The organism is Litorimonas sp. RW-G-Af-16, from assembly GCF_048319245.1.
Classification (GTDB): domain Bacteria; phylum Pseudomonadota; class Alphaproteobacteria; order Caulobacterales; family Maricaulaceae; genus Litorimonas.
The window spans coordinates 1,854,810-1,870,410 of the sequence record NZ_CP166993.1; the positions used below are offsets into that span (position 1 = coordinate 1,854,810).

The window sequence follows — 15,601 nt, forward strand, 5'->3', positions numbered from 1 at the left end:
GCCAGATCACTCAGGGGCGGGTTTAGGTTTTAATATTGTGGGCTAAGCCTAAGCGTCAGCTTTGGGGCTTGGACTTGGTAGTCCTTTGCCTTTGGACGGGCCTTCTAACTTTTGCTTGGCGGGCGGGACGATTTTGAAGGTGAGGTTTTCTTTCTTCTTATCGACACCCACTTTGACCAAGCCGCCTGTTTTCAGCTTGCCAAACAAGATTTCATCCGCGAGCGGCTTCTTGATATATTCTTGGATCGCACGGCCCAGCGGACGCGCGCCATAGCGCTTATCATAGCCTTTATTCGCGAGCCAAGTATTGGCACCTTTGGACAGTTCGAATTCGATCTTCCGCTCAGACAGTTGAGCTTCGAGCTGGATCACGAACTTATCGACGACCTTCGCAATATCGCTCGGAGAGAGCGGCGCGAAGGCGACAATAGCGTCGAGGCGATTACGGAATTCAGGCGTGAAACGACGCTTGATCGCTTCGCTCTGCTCGTCCTCTTTCAACCCACGACCAAAGCCAATTTCAGCCTTCGCAGCGTCCGCCGCGCCCGCATTGGTCGTCATAATAATGATGACATTGCGGAAATCGACTTTGCGGCCATTGGCGTCTGTCAGGAAGCCATTATCCATCACCTGCAATAAAATATTGTAGATGTCAGGATGCGCCTTCTCGATTTCATCGAGCAGCAACACGCTGTGCGGGTTCTGATTGACTTGATCCGTCAGAAGACCACCTTGATCATAACCGACATAGCCAGGAGGCGCCCCGATCAAGCGCGACACGGTATGACGCTCCATATATTCGGACATGTCAAAGCGCAGAAGCTCCAAGCCTTGCGTCATAGCAAGCTGCCGCGCAACTTCGGTTTTACCCACGCCCGTTGGACCCGCAAACAAATAAGAGCCAATCGGCTTATTCGGCTCACGCAAACCTGCACGGGCGAGTTTCACGGCTGCCGCAACTTGCTCAATCGCGTTATCTTGACCGAACACGACCCGTTTGAGGTCCATTGGCAGAGACTTGAGCGCCTTCTCGTCATCGCGAGAAATAGATTTTGGCGGGATGCGAGCGATCTTCGCAATCACGGATTCGATCTCTTTAATCCCAATCTTCTTATTGCGCTTCTTTTCCTCAACCAGCTTTGTGCGAGCCCCAGCCTCGTCGATAATATCGATGGCTTTGTCAGGCAGTTTGCGGTCAGTGATGTGTCGCACAGATAAATCGACCGCGCCTTGCACAGCTTCATTCGTGTATTTCACATCGTGGAATTCCTCGAAATATGACTTGAGACCCATCAGGATTTTCACGGCATCTTCCGACGTCGGTTCACCGACATCAATCTTGAGGAAGCGACGTGATAGCGCACGGTCTTTCTCAAAATGCTGGCGGTATTCCTTATAGGTCGTGGACCCCATGCAACGCAGCTTACCCGACTGCAAAGCGGGCTTGAGCAAGTTAGACGCGTCCATCGCTCCGCCAGAGGTCGCACCAGCGCCAATGATCGTATGGATCTCGTCAATAAAGAGAATCGCGCCGGGCGTGTCCTGCAACTTGTTCATGACGGCCTTCAACCGCTCTTCAAAGTCACCACGGTAGCGCGTACCCGCCAGCAATGCACCCATATCAAGTGAGAAAATCGTCGCGTCTTTCAACACATCAGGCACTTTCTCATTCACGATACGGCGGGCAATACCCTCAGCAATGGCCGTCTTACCAACGCCAGGATCACCCACGAGCAGCGGGTTATTCTTGCGGCGGCGCGATAGCACCATGATGCAGCGCTCAACCTCATCATCGCGGCCAATCAGCGGATCAATATCCCCTTCTTTGGCTTTTTGGTTGAGGTTGACCGTGAATTCTTTCAGCGGATCTTTTTGCTTCGCTTCTTCGCTATCGCCATCAGGGCCAGACCCTTGGATCGGCTTAGACACGGAGGCATCGCCATTCTTGCTGATACCATGGCTGATATAATTGACCGCGTCATAGCGCGTCATATCCCGTTCTTGCAGGAAGTAGACAGCGTGGCTCTCGCGTTCTGCAAATAGCGCAACCAACGCATTCGCGCCCGTTACTTCTTCGCGCCCAGAGCTTTGGACGTGAATAACGGCGCGTTGAATGACGCGGTGAAAGCCCGCCGTTGGACGGGCTTCTTCAAAATCTTCGACAACTAGCGAGGCCAGCTCTTCATCAAGATAGCGCTCGACGTCCGCGCGCAGAGGCGCAATGTCGACATCGCACGCTGTGATAACGGCGGCCGCATCTTTGTCGTCTAGCAAGGCCAGCAATAAATGCTCCAGCGTTGCCAATTCATGTTTTCTGTCCGTAGCAAGCGTGAGCGCACGGTGAATGGTCTCTTCTAAGACAGGAGAAAATGATGCCATTATAGTTTCCTTTCGAAAGAGATATGTCGGAACGCTCTCATGTTTTTTCAAGTGTGCATTGCAGCGGGTGTTGTGCGCGTTTTGCCGCGTCCATCACCTGCGCCACTTTGGTTTCTGCGACTTCAAAGGTATATACGCCGCACGTGCCAATTCCGGTCTGATGCACGTTGAGCATTATTTGTGTCGCTTCTTCGGATGTTTTCTTGAAAATCCCCATGAGGATAGAGACCACAAACTCCATCGGCGTGTAGTCATCATTCATCAGCAGTACGCGATACATGGACGGCTTTTTCGTCTGCGTCCGCTCTTTGGTGGCAACGCCGCGTTCCGGTGGAGCGTTCTCGTCCCCCTTCTCCGGATCAGACATCGTGATTTCCAAATAAAATAGCGATTCCATCATAGCTCCTAAGCTATGTATTATTACGCCACATTAAAAGGGGCAGACTTGCGACAATCGCGACTAGCTTGTGAGTTATTGGCGATGTGCCGCGCGCGCAGCTTTGATAATTACGCTACGATCCAGCCTAAAATGATGTTTCAACAGGCTTTTTAGATTTAGGGAGAGCGGCGTCTACCGCCTTTTTCAAGGCAGCCTGAAAATCATCATTATTGATCTCTTGCGATAAGGTAAGACTGTAATCGCCGTCACTGCCCTCTGATTCTAACGACTCAGACGATTGAATACCGTCAATCGACATTTCTGGCTCACCTATCCAAATTTGACCGCCATTTCTTAGTGGCTCAGGTTCGGCTTCCCCGTATTTTGAAATGGCCTTTTTAAAAAACACGTCTTGCGTCAAAGTATCATCAAAAATGAAATAGTTGACGCCATTCACATATTCACCACTGGGGTAAGACAAGAATGAGATTGAAACCTCTTCTCGTTCACCTTTAGCAAACAACATAGCTGCGATGGCACCCCGTGGCCTCCGCGGAAGATCTTCGCCAAGTTTTTCTTTCACAGACTGCTCAAAACTGATGCCGTTGACGATATATGGTCCATATGGACCACCTTTCTGCTCAAAACCTTTATCTGTGACGGCCGCTTCAGCCTGCTCTGGCGTCATACCGAGCTTCACGCCCGCAATGTCGAAATCCTGTGCAAATACTTGGCCGCTCATCGCCAATGCGCAGAGGCCTAAAAATGTAGCAGGTAACTTTTGCATGGGGTCATCCTTTAGAGTTCTAATTGTAAATGACCTTAATGCGTTTACTTCCAATAGCAAGTTGGCGGAGTGCAATAGCTTAACAGCCATTAACCATAGTTAAAGACTTCTGACCGTATCAGCAGACCATGTTGCGCGCGGCCTTTTTTGTGATTCTGGCGTGGTGCATGGCGATCCCTGCCATGGCCGAAAACCGCTATGCGTCGATCATTGTGGACGCGGACACGCTGGAAGTCCTCCATGCCCGTCAGATTGACGAATTACGATACCCAGCTTCGCTGACGAAAGTCATGACGCTCTACCTGGCATTTGATGCGTTGGACCGGGGTGAGTTGCGGCTGGATCAAGCCCTGCCCGTCTCGCGCAATGCCGCCCGCACGCCACCTGTCAAAATGGGTGTGAAAACTGGTCAATCGATCAAGGTTGATACGCTCATTCAGTCTATTGCCGTGCGCAGCTCGAATGACGCAGCTGTCGTATTGGCCGAAGCCCTCGCAGGGACAGAGGAAAAATTCGCCGCTCAGATGACCGCCAAAGCGCGGGAACTGGGCATGATGCGCACGACATTTATGACGCCTAACGGCCTGCCCCACCCCGATCAGCAAACCACAGCCCGCGATATGGCAAAGCTTGCCAGCGCCATCCTGACCCATCACGGGGACCGCTATCATTACTTCGGACAAACGCATTTTCGCGGCAAGTCTAACACGAACAAGCTGCTCGCGACGCGCCCGGATGTGGACGGGTTCAAGACAGGCTATACCCGCGCAAGCGGCTACAACCTCATGGTATCTGCTAAGCGTGACGGTCGGCGCCTTATCGCGATTGTTTTGGGCGGGGCCAGCACGGATAGCCGCAACCAGCATATGTCTGACCTGATCGACCGTGGGTTCGAGGTTATGTCAACGCAAGCCCCACCTGTGATGATAGTCGAACGCAATAGTGCGCCCGCGACGCAAACCCCCGTCATTGTCCGTCTGCGGGGGCGAAATTCAGAGCTTATCCGCGTGCAAACGGCCGGCATCGCTATGCCAACAGCGCAAGCAGATGCCAAAGGCTGGACAGTCCAAATTAAAGATTTCAGCACGCCTATGGAGGCGGAAGCTACAGCGCAAGCACTCTCTGTCTTGGCAGGCGGCGGAGAGTTCCAGCCCCGAAGCGGGTTTGCAAATGGGCGAGCTGTCTATCACGCGCGCCTCACGGGCCTCTCGGCTCAATCGGCCCGCGCAGCTTGTGATGGCCTAAAGATTCCAAATCAGCGCTGCTGGGTGATTGCGCCCTAGAATAATCTCAAATTTAGGCTAAACACGCGGCATGAATAATAACATGATTATCGCGCGGTCAGAACGCGCCCTTCGCGGTCAAATCTGGGAATGGCGCGGCCTTGGCGAAACCATCGCCTTTGTCCCGACCATGGGTGCCCTCCATGCAGGCCACATGTCCTTGGTTGAAATGGCGAAGCGTGAGGCTGATAAAGTCGTTGTTTCGATCTTCGTCAACCCAACCCAATTTGCAGAGGGCGAAGACCTCGACAGCTATCCCCGCACGGAAGAGGCTGATTTGGCATTACTAGACGCTCACGGCGCTGACCTGATTTATATTCCCAAAGACGGCTCCATGTATAACGCCCACCACGCAACAAGCATTAAAGTCGGCGGCGTGGCGGACGGGCTGGAAACGGATCACCGTCCGACCTTCTTTGACGGAGTCTCGCTGGTCGTAACAAAACTACTCAACCGTGTTGCTCCCGACATCGCCGTCTTTGGCGAGAAAGATTATCAGCAACTCGCCACGATACGGCGGCTAGTCGAAGACCTCGACATGCCAATCCAAATACTCGGCGCACCGATAGCCCGCGATGACCACGGCCTCGCCTTGTCATCGCGCAATCAGTATTTTGATGCAGAGGGCTTGGCTATTGCACGGCGGCTCAACGAGATCATGCGCCACTGCGCCCTGCAAATGGAACGCGGCGAGAATGTGGATGTGGCTAGGGATATAGCTGCCAAAGCCCTGCTGACGGCTGGATTTAGCGGCATAGATTATATCGAAGTGCGCAGCCCTAATTCCCTCACAGTGCTAGAAGGCGGCATCCTCAACGGCCCAGCTCGCTTACTCGTGGCCGCGCATTGCCGAGGCGTGCGCTTGATCGATAATTTCCCCGTCGAGCCTCACTAAATGCTGCAAATGCGCCCGAATTGTGAACTCTGCGATTGCGATCTGCCAGCAGATAAAGCGGGTGCTATGATCTGCTCATTTGAATGTACGTTTTGCGCCGATTGCGTGAGCGGCCCTTGCCCGAATTGTGGTGGAGATCTGCGCCCGCGACCAACCCGAACGGGCAAAGTACTAGAGCGCTATCCAGCATCCACTAAGCGCGTTCTGAAATCGACTTAACTGCGGTTTATTTCTCTCGCACATTCACAAATCACGCATATCTGCGCTAGGCAAAACTGTGCAGACCTCTATAAGCGGCGACTGAATTTAGTCCGAGGTTTTCATGCGCATATTCTTGTATTCTTCAGCTCTGATGGCCTTAACGGCGCTTCCAGCTTTGGCCCAAGACACACGATCTGACGAAGTCATCGTGACCGCGACAAAAATTGCGAAGTCCGTAAATGATTTGGGACTCTCTGTGTCGGTCGTAGAAGGTGAGCCTTTATCCCGTACAGACAGCGCGGAAGAGTTGACGCAATACGTCTCTGGCCTGCAAGCTGCTGTTGCCAATGGCAATCAGATCGCGTTCCAAATTCGCGGAATCGGTGCGGTGGACCACCAAGCCCTTACGCCAACAGCCGCCGCAGTCTATATTGACGGCGTTTTTCAAGCGACGAATGTGCAGACGGGGCCTTTACTATTTGATTTGGAGCGCGCGGAAGTCTTGAAGGGGCCGCAGGGCTCGCTCTACGGCCGCAATGCGACAGCGGGGGCGATCAACTTTATTTCAAAGCGCCCAACCGACACATCCGAAGGCTACGTGGCGGCTGAGCTTGGTAATTTTAATCGCGTCAATATCAGAGCGGCGAGCAATATCCCCGTGAGTGATATTTTTGCGCTCCGCGTTTCGGGGCGCTACCTTTCCCAAGGCCCAATGATTGACAATGTTGTGACTGACGCCGCTGTGACTGCACCGAAAGCAGCAGGCGGAGAACGGGATGAATTTGGCCTACGCGCGCTCGGGCTTTTACAAGCTAGCCCTAAGACCGAAGTTCTGCTGAACGTGCATTATGCCGCCGACAATGGGGTCAATCCGTCGCCTCGCAATGAGGGGCTAGATGTCGGCAAGCACGAAATTTCCGTGGGGCCAGACGGCATCCAAGACACAGATAACGAGTTTTACGGGGCCAGCGTGACAGTCACGCATGATGCGGGAAATTTTGATCTCACCTCCCTGACAGCCTTTGAAGGCTATAATCAGGATTACGGATTTGACTTCGCCGCCCTGCCGCAATTCTTTGGCGGGCAAACCGCAAACCTGGCCTACGATCGGGACTTCGCGCAAGTCAGTCAGGAGCTACGCCTAAGCTATACAACTGATCGCTTGGAAAGCATGGTCGGAGTTTATTTGGAAGCAGAGGATTTCGATCAGGAATATGTGGTTTTTTGTGGCTCACTGAATGAAGATACGCTGGTGGGATCTTGCAACTATATCGCGGCGGCCCGCCGTGTCGGCGCGGCCCCCACGCCGGCAGGCGCCTCGGCTAGCACACTACAATCCCTCATCACGCAAGAGCGCAAAACCGCAGCCCTATTTTCCTACAACACCATAGCTCTCGCGCCGCAATTAGATGTGGTCCTTGGCGGGCGTTTGACAACCGAAACCATTCAGGGTCGCGGGCAAGGCAACCATATCTTCGATACTGGCGAAGTCGGGATTAATAACACGTTGGCAGGCGGAGAGATTGTTGGCCCAGCCATTGGCAGCAATACGCTCGATGAAACTAATTTTTCCGGCAATATCGGTCTAAATTTCACACCTAATGATAGCACTTTGATTTATGCCACGCTGTCCAATGGATTTAAAAGCGGCGGGTTTAACGGCGAAGTTATCGACAATGCCGCACACTTTGATGATGAAGGCCTATTCGGCTCTGAGACTGTCACGGCAGGCGAGGTCGGAATAAAGTTTACGACCAACACTCTGCGATTTGCCCTGTCTGGATTTTACAACGATTACGATGATCCCCAAGCGCGATTTTTCCGCGAAGTGACCTTAGAGAATGGACAGACGATTGGACTCAATAGCCTATCTAATTTCAAATCGGCTACCTCTTACGGGGCGGATATAGACCTGTCAGCTACACTGTCTGAAGGGTTAGATGTCGGGGCCAGCGCAACGCTGCTTAAGACAAAGATCAAAGATCGTGACCAGCCTGCGCTAGACGGAGATGACCTGCCTTTCGCCTCTGATTTTTCTGGAACCGCATTTGCCCGCTATCAGTGGGCAATAAGCGAAACGATCACAGGCCAGTTGCAAGCCAATGCCAAATACCAAACGGACTTTACCACAGGCGTGGACAGCGCAACGGCAACGGCCTTCCGACAAGACGGCTACGGCTTGATCGACGCAGAAGCCAAATTGATGCTTGATAATGGCGTCGAGTTAGGTCTTTGGGGGCGTAACTTGAACAATGCTGATTACGCTAGCTCAGCCTACCGCTTCTTTGGCGCAACAACTTTTCGCGGTAATCCGCGCAGTTACGGCGTTGCCCTGCGCTACGATTACTAGGCATTTAAACACATCGCTCTGATCACCACACGCCTAATTCGACAAGTTTACGGCGTAGCGCAGGCGGCAAGTCTTCGCCGCTGCCTGGCCCGCTCAGGTCGGCTGGTGCGTCTTCGGCTTTAAGATATCGCCAGCCTTGAAAGGCGCGGCGCGGCGTGGGGATGACGGGAACAATCTTGGGCTCCATGAGAATCGAACAGGCCTTGCGTCCGTCCTGTGTGATGGTTTCTTCCAACGCAACAATCTGATTGCGGCAGATAATCTGTCCTTTGATGACCCAGTAGATTGAGCCGCCGTCTAGCAGCGCGTCTTTTTGTTTGGGAAACATGCGAGTGACGTGTTGGTGATGGGGCGGCAAGCCATTGGAGTTGCGGCGGCGCACGACATGGCGCTGCCACTCTTTGAGCGTCTGTATGCTTTCCGAACCAACAGAGAGTTTTTGCAAGTGTATGACCATGGACCCCTACATAGGGCGCGCAAAGCCGTTAGACCAGACCACAGAGGCATGATCTGCGCGGTGCAAATCCGCGCAGCAGGTGTTGAGCCTAAAAATTGCGCTCGAAAGGTTCGATGTCGCGAATGAAGTCTGGCGTATTCGGATCGACTGTAAACGTCACCATATCTGTGCGGTCTTCTTTGACAGCCATGCCAGTCTTTTTAATGACGCGCCCGAGAATGGACTTCACCTGACGCTCCACGCCGCCCGCATTGCGGTAACTCGTCTTCACGCCAAAGCGGTGACGCAGCGTAGCATTAGCAATCATAGCCGCATTTTTCATGCCGCTTTCCCGCGTTGAATATTCGGTCGTCACAGACACACAGAATGCTTGATTGTCCACGCGGTGCGGAGAATTGAGCGGCCATGTGATCGCTTGGTCCGGTTGCAGATCGAAGATAATCGCGTCCTGATCAAAATCAGCGCTATAGGGCAGATCATCCTCTAACTCTGTCATCAAGGTCGCTTCGAACGCATGATCGGGTATATATTTTTCTGTCTGCGGATAAAGATAAACGCGCTTCTTCCCGCGCACATGCCAGAGGATAACTTCGGTTTTATCAAAATGATACGGCACTTTTGCCATGGGTGATGAAATCAAGATACCACCATTAGCCGTGAAGGCTTTATTCCCGGTTTTCTCGGCAATGCCGCCATACATCTGGTCTAGCACCGCTTTATATTCAGGATGCAAGTTCATCCCGCGACGCACATTGATCCAGACCTTCCCCGCTTTCGCAGCTTCCAGCAGCACAGCTGGATCGACATTGCGAAAATCACCTGTGCGGAATTTATTCGGATAAAGCGGATGTTCGGCAGGGCCCATTGTACAAACGTCCAGCGATTCAGAGGGATGCTTGCGCAACAACTCGATCAGCGCTTCATCTGTAAATAGGCCTGTCTCGTTTAACCGATGGCCAAAAGAGATAATGTCTTTCTGAAATTTCTGCGTATGTTCAGGCGTCCAACCTTTGAGCATACCACTCTCCTCGGGCGCGCTGTCATCTGAGTTGACGTCCTGCGAGCGTGTTGTTTCTGAGATAATATTATCCACAATATCCACCTATGTTTCACTTCGTAATGGTCGGTTTTTCCGATCTCTTGGATTCTATATCCGTAAAGAGTTGATATTCCCTTGCGACTAACGCCCGCTCAGCCCTGAACGTATGGCATAGTAAATAGCCGCTAAAATTAGCATGCCGCCCACAATGACACCGGCAAAGGTCAGCAGCGGACCCCAGCCATTCAGCCAACCCTCAACACCCTTATAAAGCGCCATTAAACTCGCGCCGAGCAAGGCAAAGCCAGACAGCAATGTCATCCAATAAGTCAGCCCCGCCGCGCCGTCATTCGGCAGCTCTGGCTCGCTGATTTCGATATATTTGGCCGCGCTATTTGCCCCTTCGCGCATGGCGTCATCAGCCGCCAAATCATCAATTATCAAGTCAGGCTCACGCTCGCTCAAAGATAACGGCGGCGTGGCGTCTAAGACTGATCTGAACTCATCTGTCTCGGACAATTCGCTCTCGGCCATATCAACAACATGATCCTCTGTGCGGCGGCGGTTAAACGGCACGACAGTGCTGGGTGGCTCAACATCTGGGGTATCCGCCGTGATCAGTTTCTCAGGCCAGATATTATCCACATCGTCAGTCTCGCGACCTGCATCGTCAATCAGGGAGTCCAACTTTTCGTTCAGCTCTGACGCAGCTTTGGCAATCAAGGTCGATGCGCGCTGTGTGGCAGTGTCGGAAGCAATATCGTCGCCTTCAGGGGCGCTCTCTTCAATCGCATCAGCAAGATCAAGATCAAGCGTGTTGTCATCTCCTTCGTCGCTGTCCCACGGCGTTTCACTGTATGACAACCCACCTGCAGGGCCGTCTTCGCGGCGGCGGGTCGGATTTAGGGGTGATAGCGCTGTGCTGTAAGGGGCCGAGCCCACGATCCCATTGGCATCATTTTCCGTGAAAAGCGGCAGCGCATCTTCGGTCGAAATCAGCGCAAGCGCTTGATCCTCGACGGGTGGCAAGTCAATGCGTGAGGCCGGAAAGGCGCGGCCCGAATCTGTGCGCAGGAAGAGCGACTTCTCGGCTGTCCGACGCCGCAGCAAGGCATCAACCACATAGGTCTTGCCCTGAATTTCGCATTTACGCCAAACATCAAAACTGCTGGCAGCGTCCAGAATACGCCCATTATTAATCGCACGGACTGTGTCTGATTTTAGGAAAGCTTTGGGGCCAATGTTGAAAGCGAGCGAGCAGAGCGCATCAAACTGGCCTTGGCTAAGCGGTGCATGGACATTTTCATTGATCATATCCTCAAACGGCTCAAGGTCGCGGCGCAACTGCGCCTCCGCATCGTCCTTGGACATATGCACGGCATCATCCGCGTAGAGACGGTGGCCATAACCCACAACGCGCTGTCCCGTGACGAGTTCTCGGTCCACAGGACGATAGCCCTCATACGCCTTAATCAGTTTGAGGCCCATCTCGGAAATATTCATGTCACGGCTCATAAGAGTCCCAAATTGCTACAGCTCTGTCTTTTGACAAATAAGCCTTGCAAGGGACGCGCCGCACGGGCGAGCCAAGAGGTCTTTGAGGTGAAATTTTCTGCTCTCGCGCGAAAAAATGCGCGGCAACCGCCTAGAGCAAGAGCAGCACGGCTGTTCCGAGGAAGGCGAAAAATCCCACTACATCTGTGACCGTAGTGACGAAAACGGAGGATGCAACGGCCGGGTCAGCCCCGAATTTCTTAAGACCCAACGGCACAAGAATACCCGCAAGCCCCGCGAAAACATGGTTCACAATCATGGCCAGGAACGCCACAAGAGCCAAGGTCGGATCACCGAACCAGATAAAGGCAATCCCGGCCAAAACGACCGCGAAAATCAGCCCAATTATCGTTGCGGCTAGCGCTTCCCGCTTCACCGCGCGTTTCGCCGTTTGGGAGGTTAGGTCACGTTCTGACAGCGCACGCACCGCCACGGCCAGCGCTTGAGTGCCCGCATTGCCGCCCATGCTCGCCACAATCGGCATCAGGATCGCAAGCGCCACGATTTCCGAAATCGCATAGTCAAATTGGGCGATAACGAGCGACGCCAAGACAGCTGTCGCAAGGTTGACGAACAACCACGGCGCGCGGGATTTTACGATAGAGGTCGCGGTGTCGGTCAGGCCCGCATCGCTCACACCCGCAAGCGCCAAAATGTCTTCTTTGTTCTCTTCTTGGATAATATAAATAATATCATCCACAGTCATCATCCCCACGATACGACCCGCATCATCCACCACGGGGGCCGAGATAAGGTGATATTTTTCAAAGAGATAAGCCGCTTCTTCCTGATCTTGCTCTTGCGAGATTGTGACGATCAGATCTTCCATGACTTCGTCTAATCGGACTTTCCGATCCGCCCGCATCAGGCGCGAGACTGGCACATATCCGATGGGTATAAATTTCGTATCGACGACATAAATGTTGAAGAACAAATCTGGCAGCGCCTCGCCCGTTTCGCGCATATGGTCAATGGTATCACCGACAGTCCAAAATTCTGGCGCCGCGACGAATTCGCGCTGCATGAGACGACCAATCGTTTCGTCGTCAAAAGACAGACTAGCCTCAAGCTGCGCGCGATCCGCAGGCTCCAGCGCCTCCATAACGTCTTCGCGCTGCGCGTCCTCCATTTCCTCGATGATCTGCAGCGCATCATCATTGTCCATTTCCGCCAGATCGACAGCGAGTTTTTCGGCTGAGATCAGCGGGAGAATATCCTCAACGACTTCGTCTTCCAGCTCCGCCAAAACGTCGCTGGTGATCAGTTCAGGCGCGCGGACAATTAGCTCTTCCCGCTGGCTATCGGTCAGTTGTTCAAATTGATCCGAAAAATCCGCAGGGTGGAGACGTTCGAGCGCTTCGACAATCTCAACACCACTGCCAAGCCCCAATGCTTGTTCGACGCGGTTCAGGCCGTCTTCATCTGTCTCAGTGACAGTTGTTTTTAGATCATATTCGCTCATAAAGGCAGGCATAAGGGATGCGATTGCAGAGGTCTATGATCAAATCTCAATTCCGCGCTAAACTCTATCATGTGCTGTAATGCTGCATATTTCTGTCGCGTATTTGACGGTTTCAGAATTGCATCGCGCAGGCAGAGTGCTAAGGCAGACAAAATTAAAGCAAGAGGGATTTATGAGCGCTTCAGTGATTGACGGAAAAGCCGTAGCAGCCAGTCTGCGCGACGATGTGAAAACGGCGGTAGATCAACTATCAGGTCAACCGACTTTGGCCGTTGTTCTGGTCGGCGATGACCCGGCCAGCCATGTTTACGTTCGCAATAAAATCAAGTTCACCGAAGAATGTGGCATGCGCTCCGTGGAGCATCGGTTGGACGCTGATGTTTCTCAAGACATGGTTGTTGAGATCGTGCGCGCACTCAACGCAGATGCGAGCGTTGACGGTATTTTGGTGCAACTCCCCCTCCCCAAAGGCATGGATAGCGATGCGGTCATTGCTGAAATTGATCCTGGCAAAGATGTGGACGGCTTGACCGAAACGTCTGCAGGACGTTTGGTTTTGGGGCAGCCAGGTTTGCGACCTTGCACTCCCACAGGCTGTGTGATTTTGGCGAAGTCAGCTTTGGGGGATTTAACGGGAAAGCATTGTGTGGTTTTGGGCCGCTCGATCTTGGTCGGCAAGCCTGCCGCGCTGCTGTTCCTTGAGCAAAACTGCACTGTCACGATTGCACATTCGCGCACTAAGAACTTACCCGAAGTCTGTCGAGAGGCGGATATTTTAGTACCCGCTGTGGGGCGCCCTGAAATGGTGAAGGCCGAATGGATCAAGCCCGGGGCTTGTGTCGTGGATGTCGGCATTAACCGCGTACCAAACCCGAAAAAGCCAGGCAAATCAAAATTGGTGGGAGATGTCGATTACGCAGATGCGCAAAGCGTTGCTGGCCCGATTACACCTGTCCCAGGCGGCGTCGGTCCTATGACAATCGCCTGCTTGCTGCGCAACACAGTCCTCGCGGCCTGTGCCCGCAGAGGGTGGGACGTGCCAGAGATACTCGCTATTTAATTAGCCAACCAAATTAACTAGGCAATCGACACCGTTTTACAATTACAGAATGCGCGGATGCCCTCCGCTGTCAATTCGCGGCCATAGCCCGATCGTTTGATCCCGCCAAAAGGCAAGCGCGGATCAGAGCTGGTCATAGAATTGACGAAAGTTGCGCCCGCTTCCAGATCGCGAATGGCCTGATCTTGCTCAGCTTTATCTGTCGTCCAGACCGAAGACCCAAGACCAAATGGGCTATCATTGGCGAGTTTGATTGCGGCCTCGATATCGTCCACCTTGAATAGCAGCGCCACGGGCTCAAAGACTTCCTCGTGATACGCGTCCGAATCTTCTGAGATATTTTCCAATATACCTGGGCGGTAAAAGGCGCCGTCACCGTCCATAATTTCCGCGCCCATCACGCGAATAGCGCCCGCTTTCAGCGCTTTCTGGACTTGTCCGTCAATCGTCGCTCGCGCTTCAACGCTGACCAAGGGGCCAATATCGGTGGCGTCATCCATCGGGTCGCCAATCGTCAGATCCGCGAAAGCCTCCACCATTTTTGCTTTAAAACCGTCGTAAATATCAGCGTGAATTATGAAGCGTTTGGCGGCAATACAACTCTGTCCATTGTTCTGCGTTCGTGATGTTGTACCGACTTTGACGGCCTCATCCAGATCAGCACTTGGCATGACGATGAACGCGTCTGAGCCGCCAAGTTCTAGCACGGTTGGCTTGATTTCTTCGCCGCAAATACTTGCGACAGATGCCCCCGCAGGTTCGGAACCTGTGAGGGTCGCAGCCCATACACGGTCATCACGCAATATCTGTTCAACCTGTGACCCGCCAATTAATAAGGTCTGAAACGCGCCGTCAGGAAAGCCTGCGCGCTGGAAAATATCTTGGATCAGCAGGGCGCTCTGCGGCACGTTTGAAGCGTGTTTCAGCAGCCCCGTATTCCCGGCCATGAGCGCGGGCGCGGCGAAGCGGAAGACTTGCCAGAGCGGATAATTCCACGGCATTACTGCCAGAACTGGTCCCAGTGGGCGGTAGCAGCGATAGGACTTCGTGGCGTCGGTCTTAACAATATCATCCGCCAGATGCGCCTCTGCCGTTTCTGCATAATAGCGACAAACCCACGCACATTTCTCAACCTCTCCCTTGGCAGACGCCAGAGTTTTTCCCATTTCCATCGTCATGATTTCGGCAATACAAGGCGATTCATCTTCGAGGATTTTCGCAGCTTTTTCCATGCACGCCGCTCGCTTTTTGAATGACCAGTCACGGAGTGCCTCATGCGCCACGACGGATTGGGCGATTGCTAAATCAATCTGCGCCTCGGTGAGGGCTTCAAATGTTTTGACCACTTCGCCAGTGGCAGGATTTTTAGATTGGATCGTCATGCTGGCCTCTTTAATTACGTCTATGATAGTTACGTGGCACAGCGGCGTTTGTTGCAAAGATCGTTAAGTCGCGACACTGATTTTGATGGTCGTCACATCACCCTTCGCCAAACCTTCAGCCTTTCGCACTGCCGCCTTGATCGGCAAGACATAAGCGCCAGCTTCCTTTGACGGGAATAACGAGGTCAACCAAACACTCTCTCCAATCGTGACTTTCACGCGCACAGAACGAAAGCCGCGCGCCAGATGTTTCGTGAAGACTTTAATATCGTCCGACATCTCAACGGGCAGCGTCACAAAATGCCAACTGCCCTTTCCCTGATATTCCCAAATCTCAGCCTCAAAGGTGAAGTCTAGGTCAATCACGGTGCGG

At 53.0% G+C, this 15,601-nt stretch carries 14 protein-coding genes; 5 read left to right on the top strand and 9 right to left on the bottom strand.

The features are described 5' to 3' along the window. Window positions 1-48: 48 nt before the first annotated feature. The 3 genes from clpA to AB8615_RS09160 all read right to left on the bottom strand — a co-directional run bounded on the left by clpA (window position 49) and on the right by AB8615_RS09160 (window position 3,635). Window positions 49-2,379, bottom strand: coding sequence for an ATP-dependent Clp protease ATP-binding subunit ClpA (clpA, locus tag AB8615_RS09150; RefSeq protein ID WP_409432294.1), 2,331 nt, complete (start codon window positions 2,377-2,379; stop codon window positions 49-51). A 37-nt stretch (window positions 2,380-2,416) separates the two neighbouring features. After that, window positions 2,417-2,746 carry an ATP-dependent Clp protease adapter ClpS gene (gene clpS / locus AB8615_RS09155; protein ID WP_409434092.1) on the bottom strand — a complete coding sequence of 110 codons (330 nt, stop codon included), beginning with the start codon at window positions 2,744-2,746 and terminating at the stop codon, window positions 2,417-2,419. A gap of 157 nt (window positions 2,747-2,903) precedes the next feature. Next, the gene (locus tag AB8615_RS09160; RefSeq protein ID WP_409432295.1) at window positions 2,904-3,635 is read right to left on the bottom strand and encodes a hypothetical protein; all 732 of its coding nucleotides are present in this window, start codon (window positions 3,633-3,635) and stop codon (window positions 2,904-2,906) included. Window positions 3,636-3,712: 77 nt separating this feature from the next. On the opposite strand from AB8615_RS09160, the gene AB8615_RS09165 reads away from it, so the two are divergent. The 4 genes from AB8615_RS09165 to AB8615_RS09180 all read left to right on the top strand — a co-directional run bounded on the left by AB8615_RS09165 (window position 3,713) and on the right by AB8615_RS09180 (window position 8,274). Then, complete coding sequence (locus tag AB8615_RS09165) at window positions 3,713-4,828, top strand: D-alanyl-D-alanine carboxypeptidase family protein (RefSeq protein WP_409432296.1); 1,116 nt, start codon at window positions 3,713-3,715, stop codon at window positions 4,826-4,828. A gap of 31 nt (window positions 4,829-4,859) precedes the next feature. Then, a complete protein-coding gene (gene panC / locus AB8615_RS09170) occupies window positions 4,860-5,723 on the top strand; it encodes a pantoate--beta-alanine ligase (RefSeq protein ID WP_409432297.1) in 864 nt (287 codons plus the stop codon). Continuing rightward, on the top strand, window positions 5,724-5,942 hold the full coding sequence (locus AB8615_RS09175; RefSeq protein WP_409432298.1) for a DUF1272 domain-containing protein: 219 nt from the start codon (window positions 5,724-5,726) through the stop codon (window positions 5,940-5,942). A 115-nt stretch (window positions 5,943-6,057) separates the two neighbouring features. Continuing rightward, complete coding sequence (locus tag AB8615_RS09180) at window positions 6,058-8,274, top strand: TonB-dependent receptor (protein WP_418152271.1); 2,217 nt, start codon at window positions 6,058-6,060, stop codon at window positions 8,272-8,274. Window positions 8,275-8,296: 22 nt separating this feature from the next. Here the strand turns inward: AB8615_RS09180 and AB8615_RS09185 are convergent, their stop codons facing one another. From AB8615_RS09185 to mgtE, 4 genes are all read right to left on the bottom strand, one after another. Then, complete coding sequence (locus AB8615_RS09185; protein ID WP_418152273.1) at window positions 8,297-8,731, bottom strand: DUF1489 family protein; 435 nt, start codon at window positions 8,729-8,731, stop codon at window positions 8,297-8,299. 88 nt (window positions 8,732-8,819) lie between these two features. Further along, entirely contained in the window at window positions 8,820-9,824 is a 1,005-nt protein-coding gene (locus AB8615_RS09190; RefSeq protein ID WP_409432301.1) for a hypothetical protein, read from the bottom strand. An 87-nt stretch (window positions 9,825-9,911) separates the two neighbouring features. Further along, on the bottom strand, window positions 9,912-11,285 hold the full coding sequence (locus AB8615_RS09195; RefSeq protein WP_409432302.1) for a lysozyme: 1,374 nt from the start codon (window positions 11,283-11,285) through the stop codon (window positions 9,912-9,914). Between the two features lie 130 nt (window positions 11,286-11,415). Further along, window positions 11,416-12,786, bottom strand: coding sequence for a magnesium transporter (gene mgtE / locus AB8615_RS09200; protein WP_418152275.1), 1,371 nt, complete (start codon window positions 12,784-12,786; stop codon window positions 11,416-11,418). Window positions 12,787-12,958: 172 nt separating this feature from the next. Here mgtE and folD point away from each other — a divergent pair, with 172 nt between their 5' ends. Then, window positions 12,959-13,846 carry a bifunctional methylenetetrahydrofolate dehydrogenase/methenyltetrahydrofolate cyclohydrolase FolD gene (gene folD / locus AB8615_RS09205; protein ID WP_409432304.1) on the top strand — a complete coding sequence of 296 codons (888 nt, stop codon included), beginning with the start codon at window positions 12,959-12,961 and terminating at the stop codon, window positions 13,844-13,846. 17 nt (window positions 13,847-13,863) lie between these two features. On the opposite strand, the gene AB8615_RS09210 is transcribed toward folD, so the two are convergent. Further along, complete coding sequence (locus tag AB8615_RS09210; RefSeq protein ID WP_418152277.1) at window positions 13,864-15,228, bottom strand: NAD-dependent succinate-semialdehyde dehydrogenase; 1,365 nt, start codon at window positions 15,226-15,228, stop codon at window positions 13,864-13,866. 63 nt (window positions 15,229-15,291) lie between these two features. Beyond that, a complete protein-coding gene (locus tag AB8615_RS09215) occupies window positions 15,292-15,594 on the bottom strand; it encodes a DUF1905 domain-containing protein (RefSeq protein WP_418152279.1) in 303 nt (100 codons plus the stop codon). Between the last annotated feature and the right edge of the window lie 7 nt (window positions 15,595-15,601).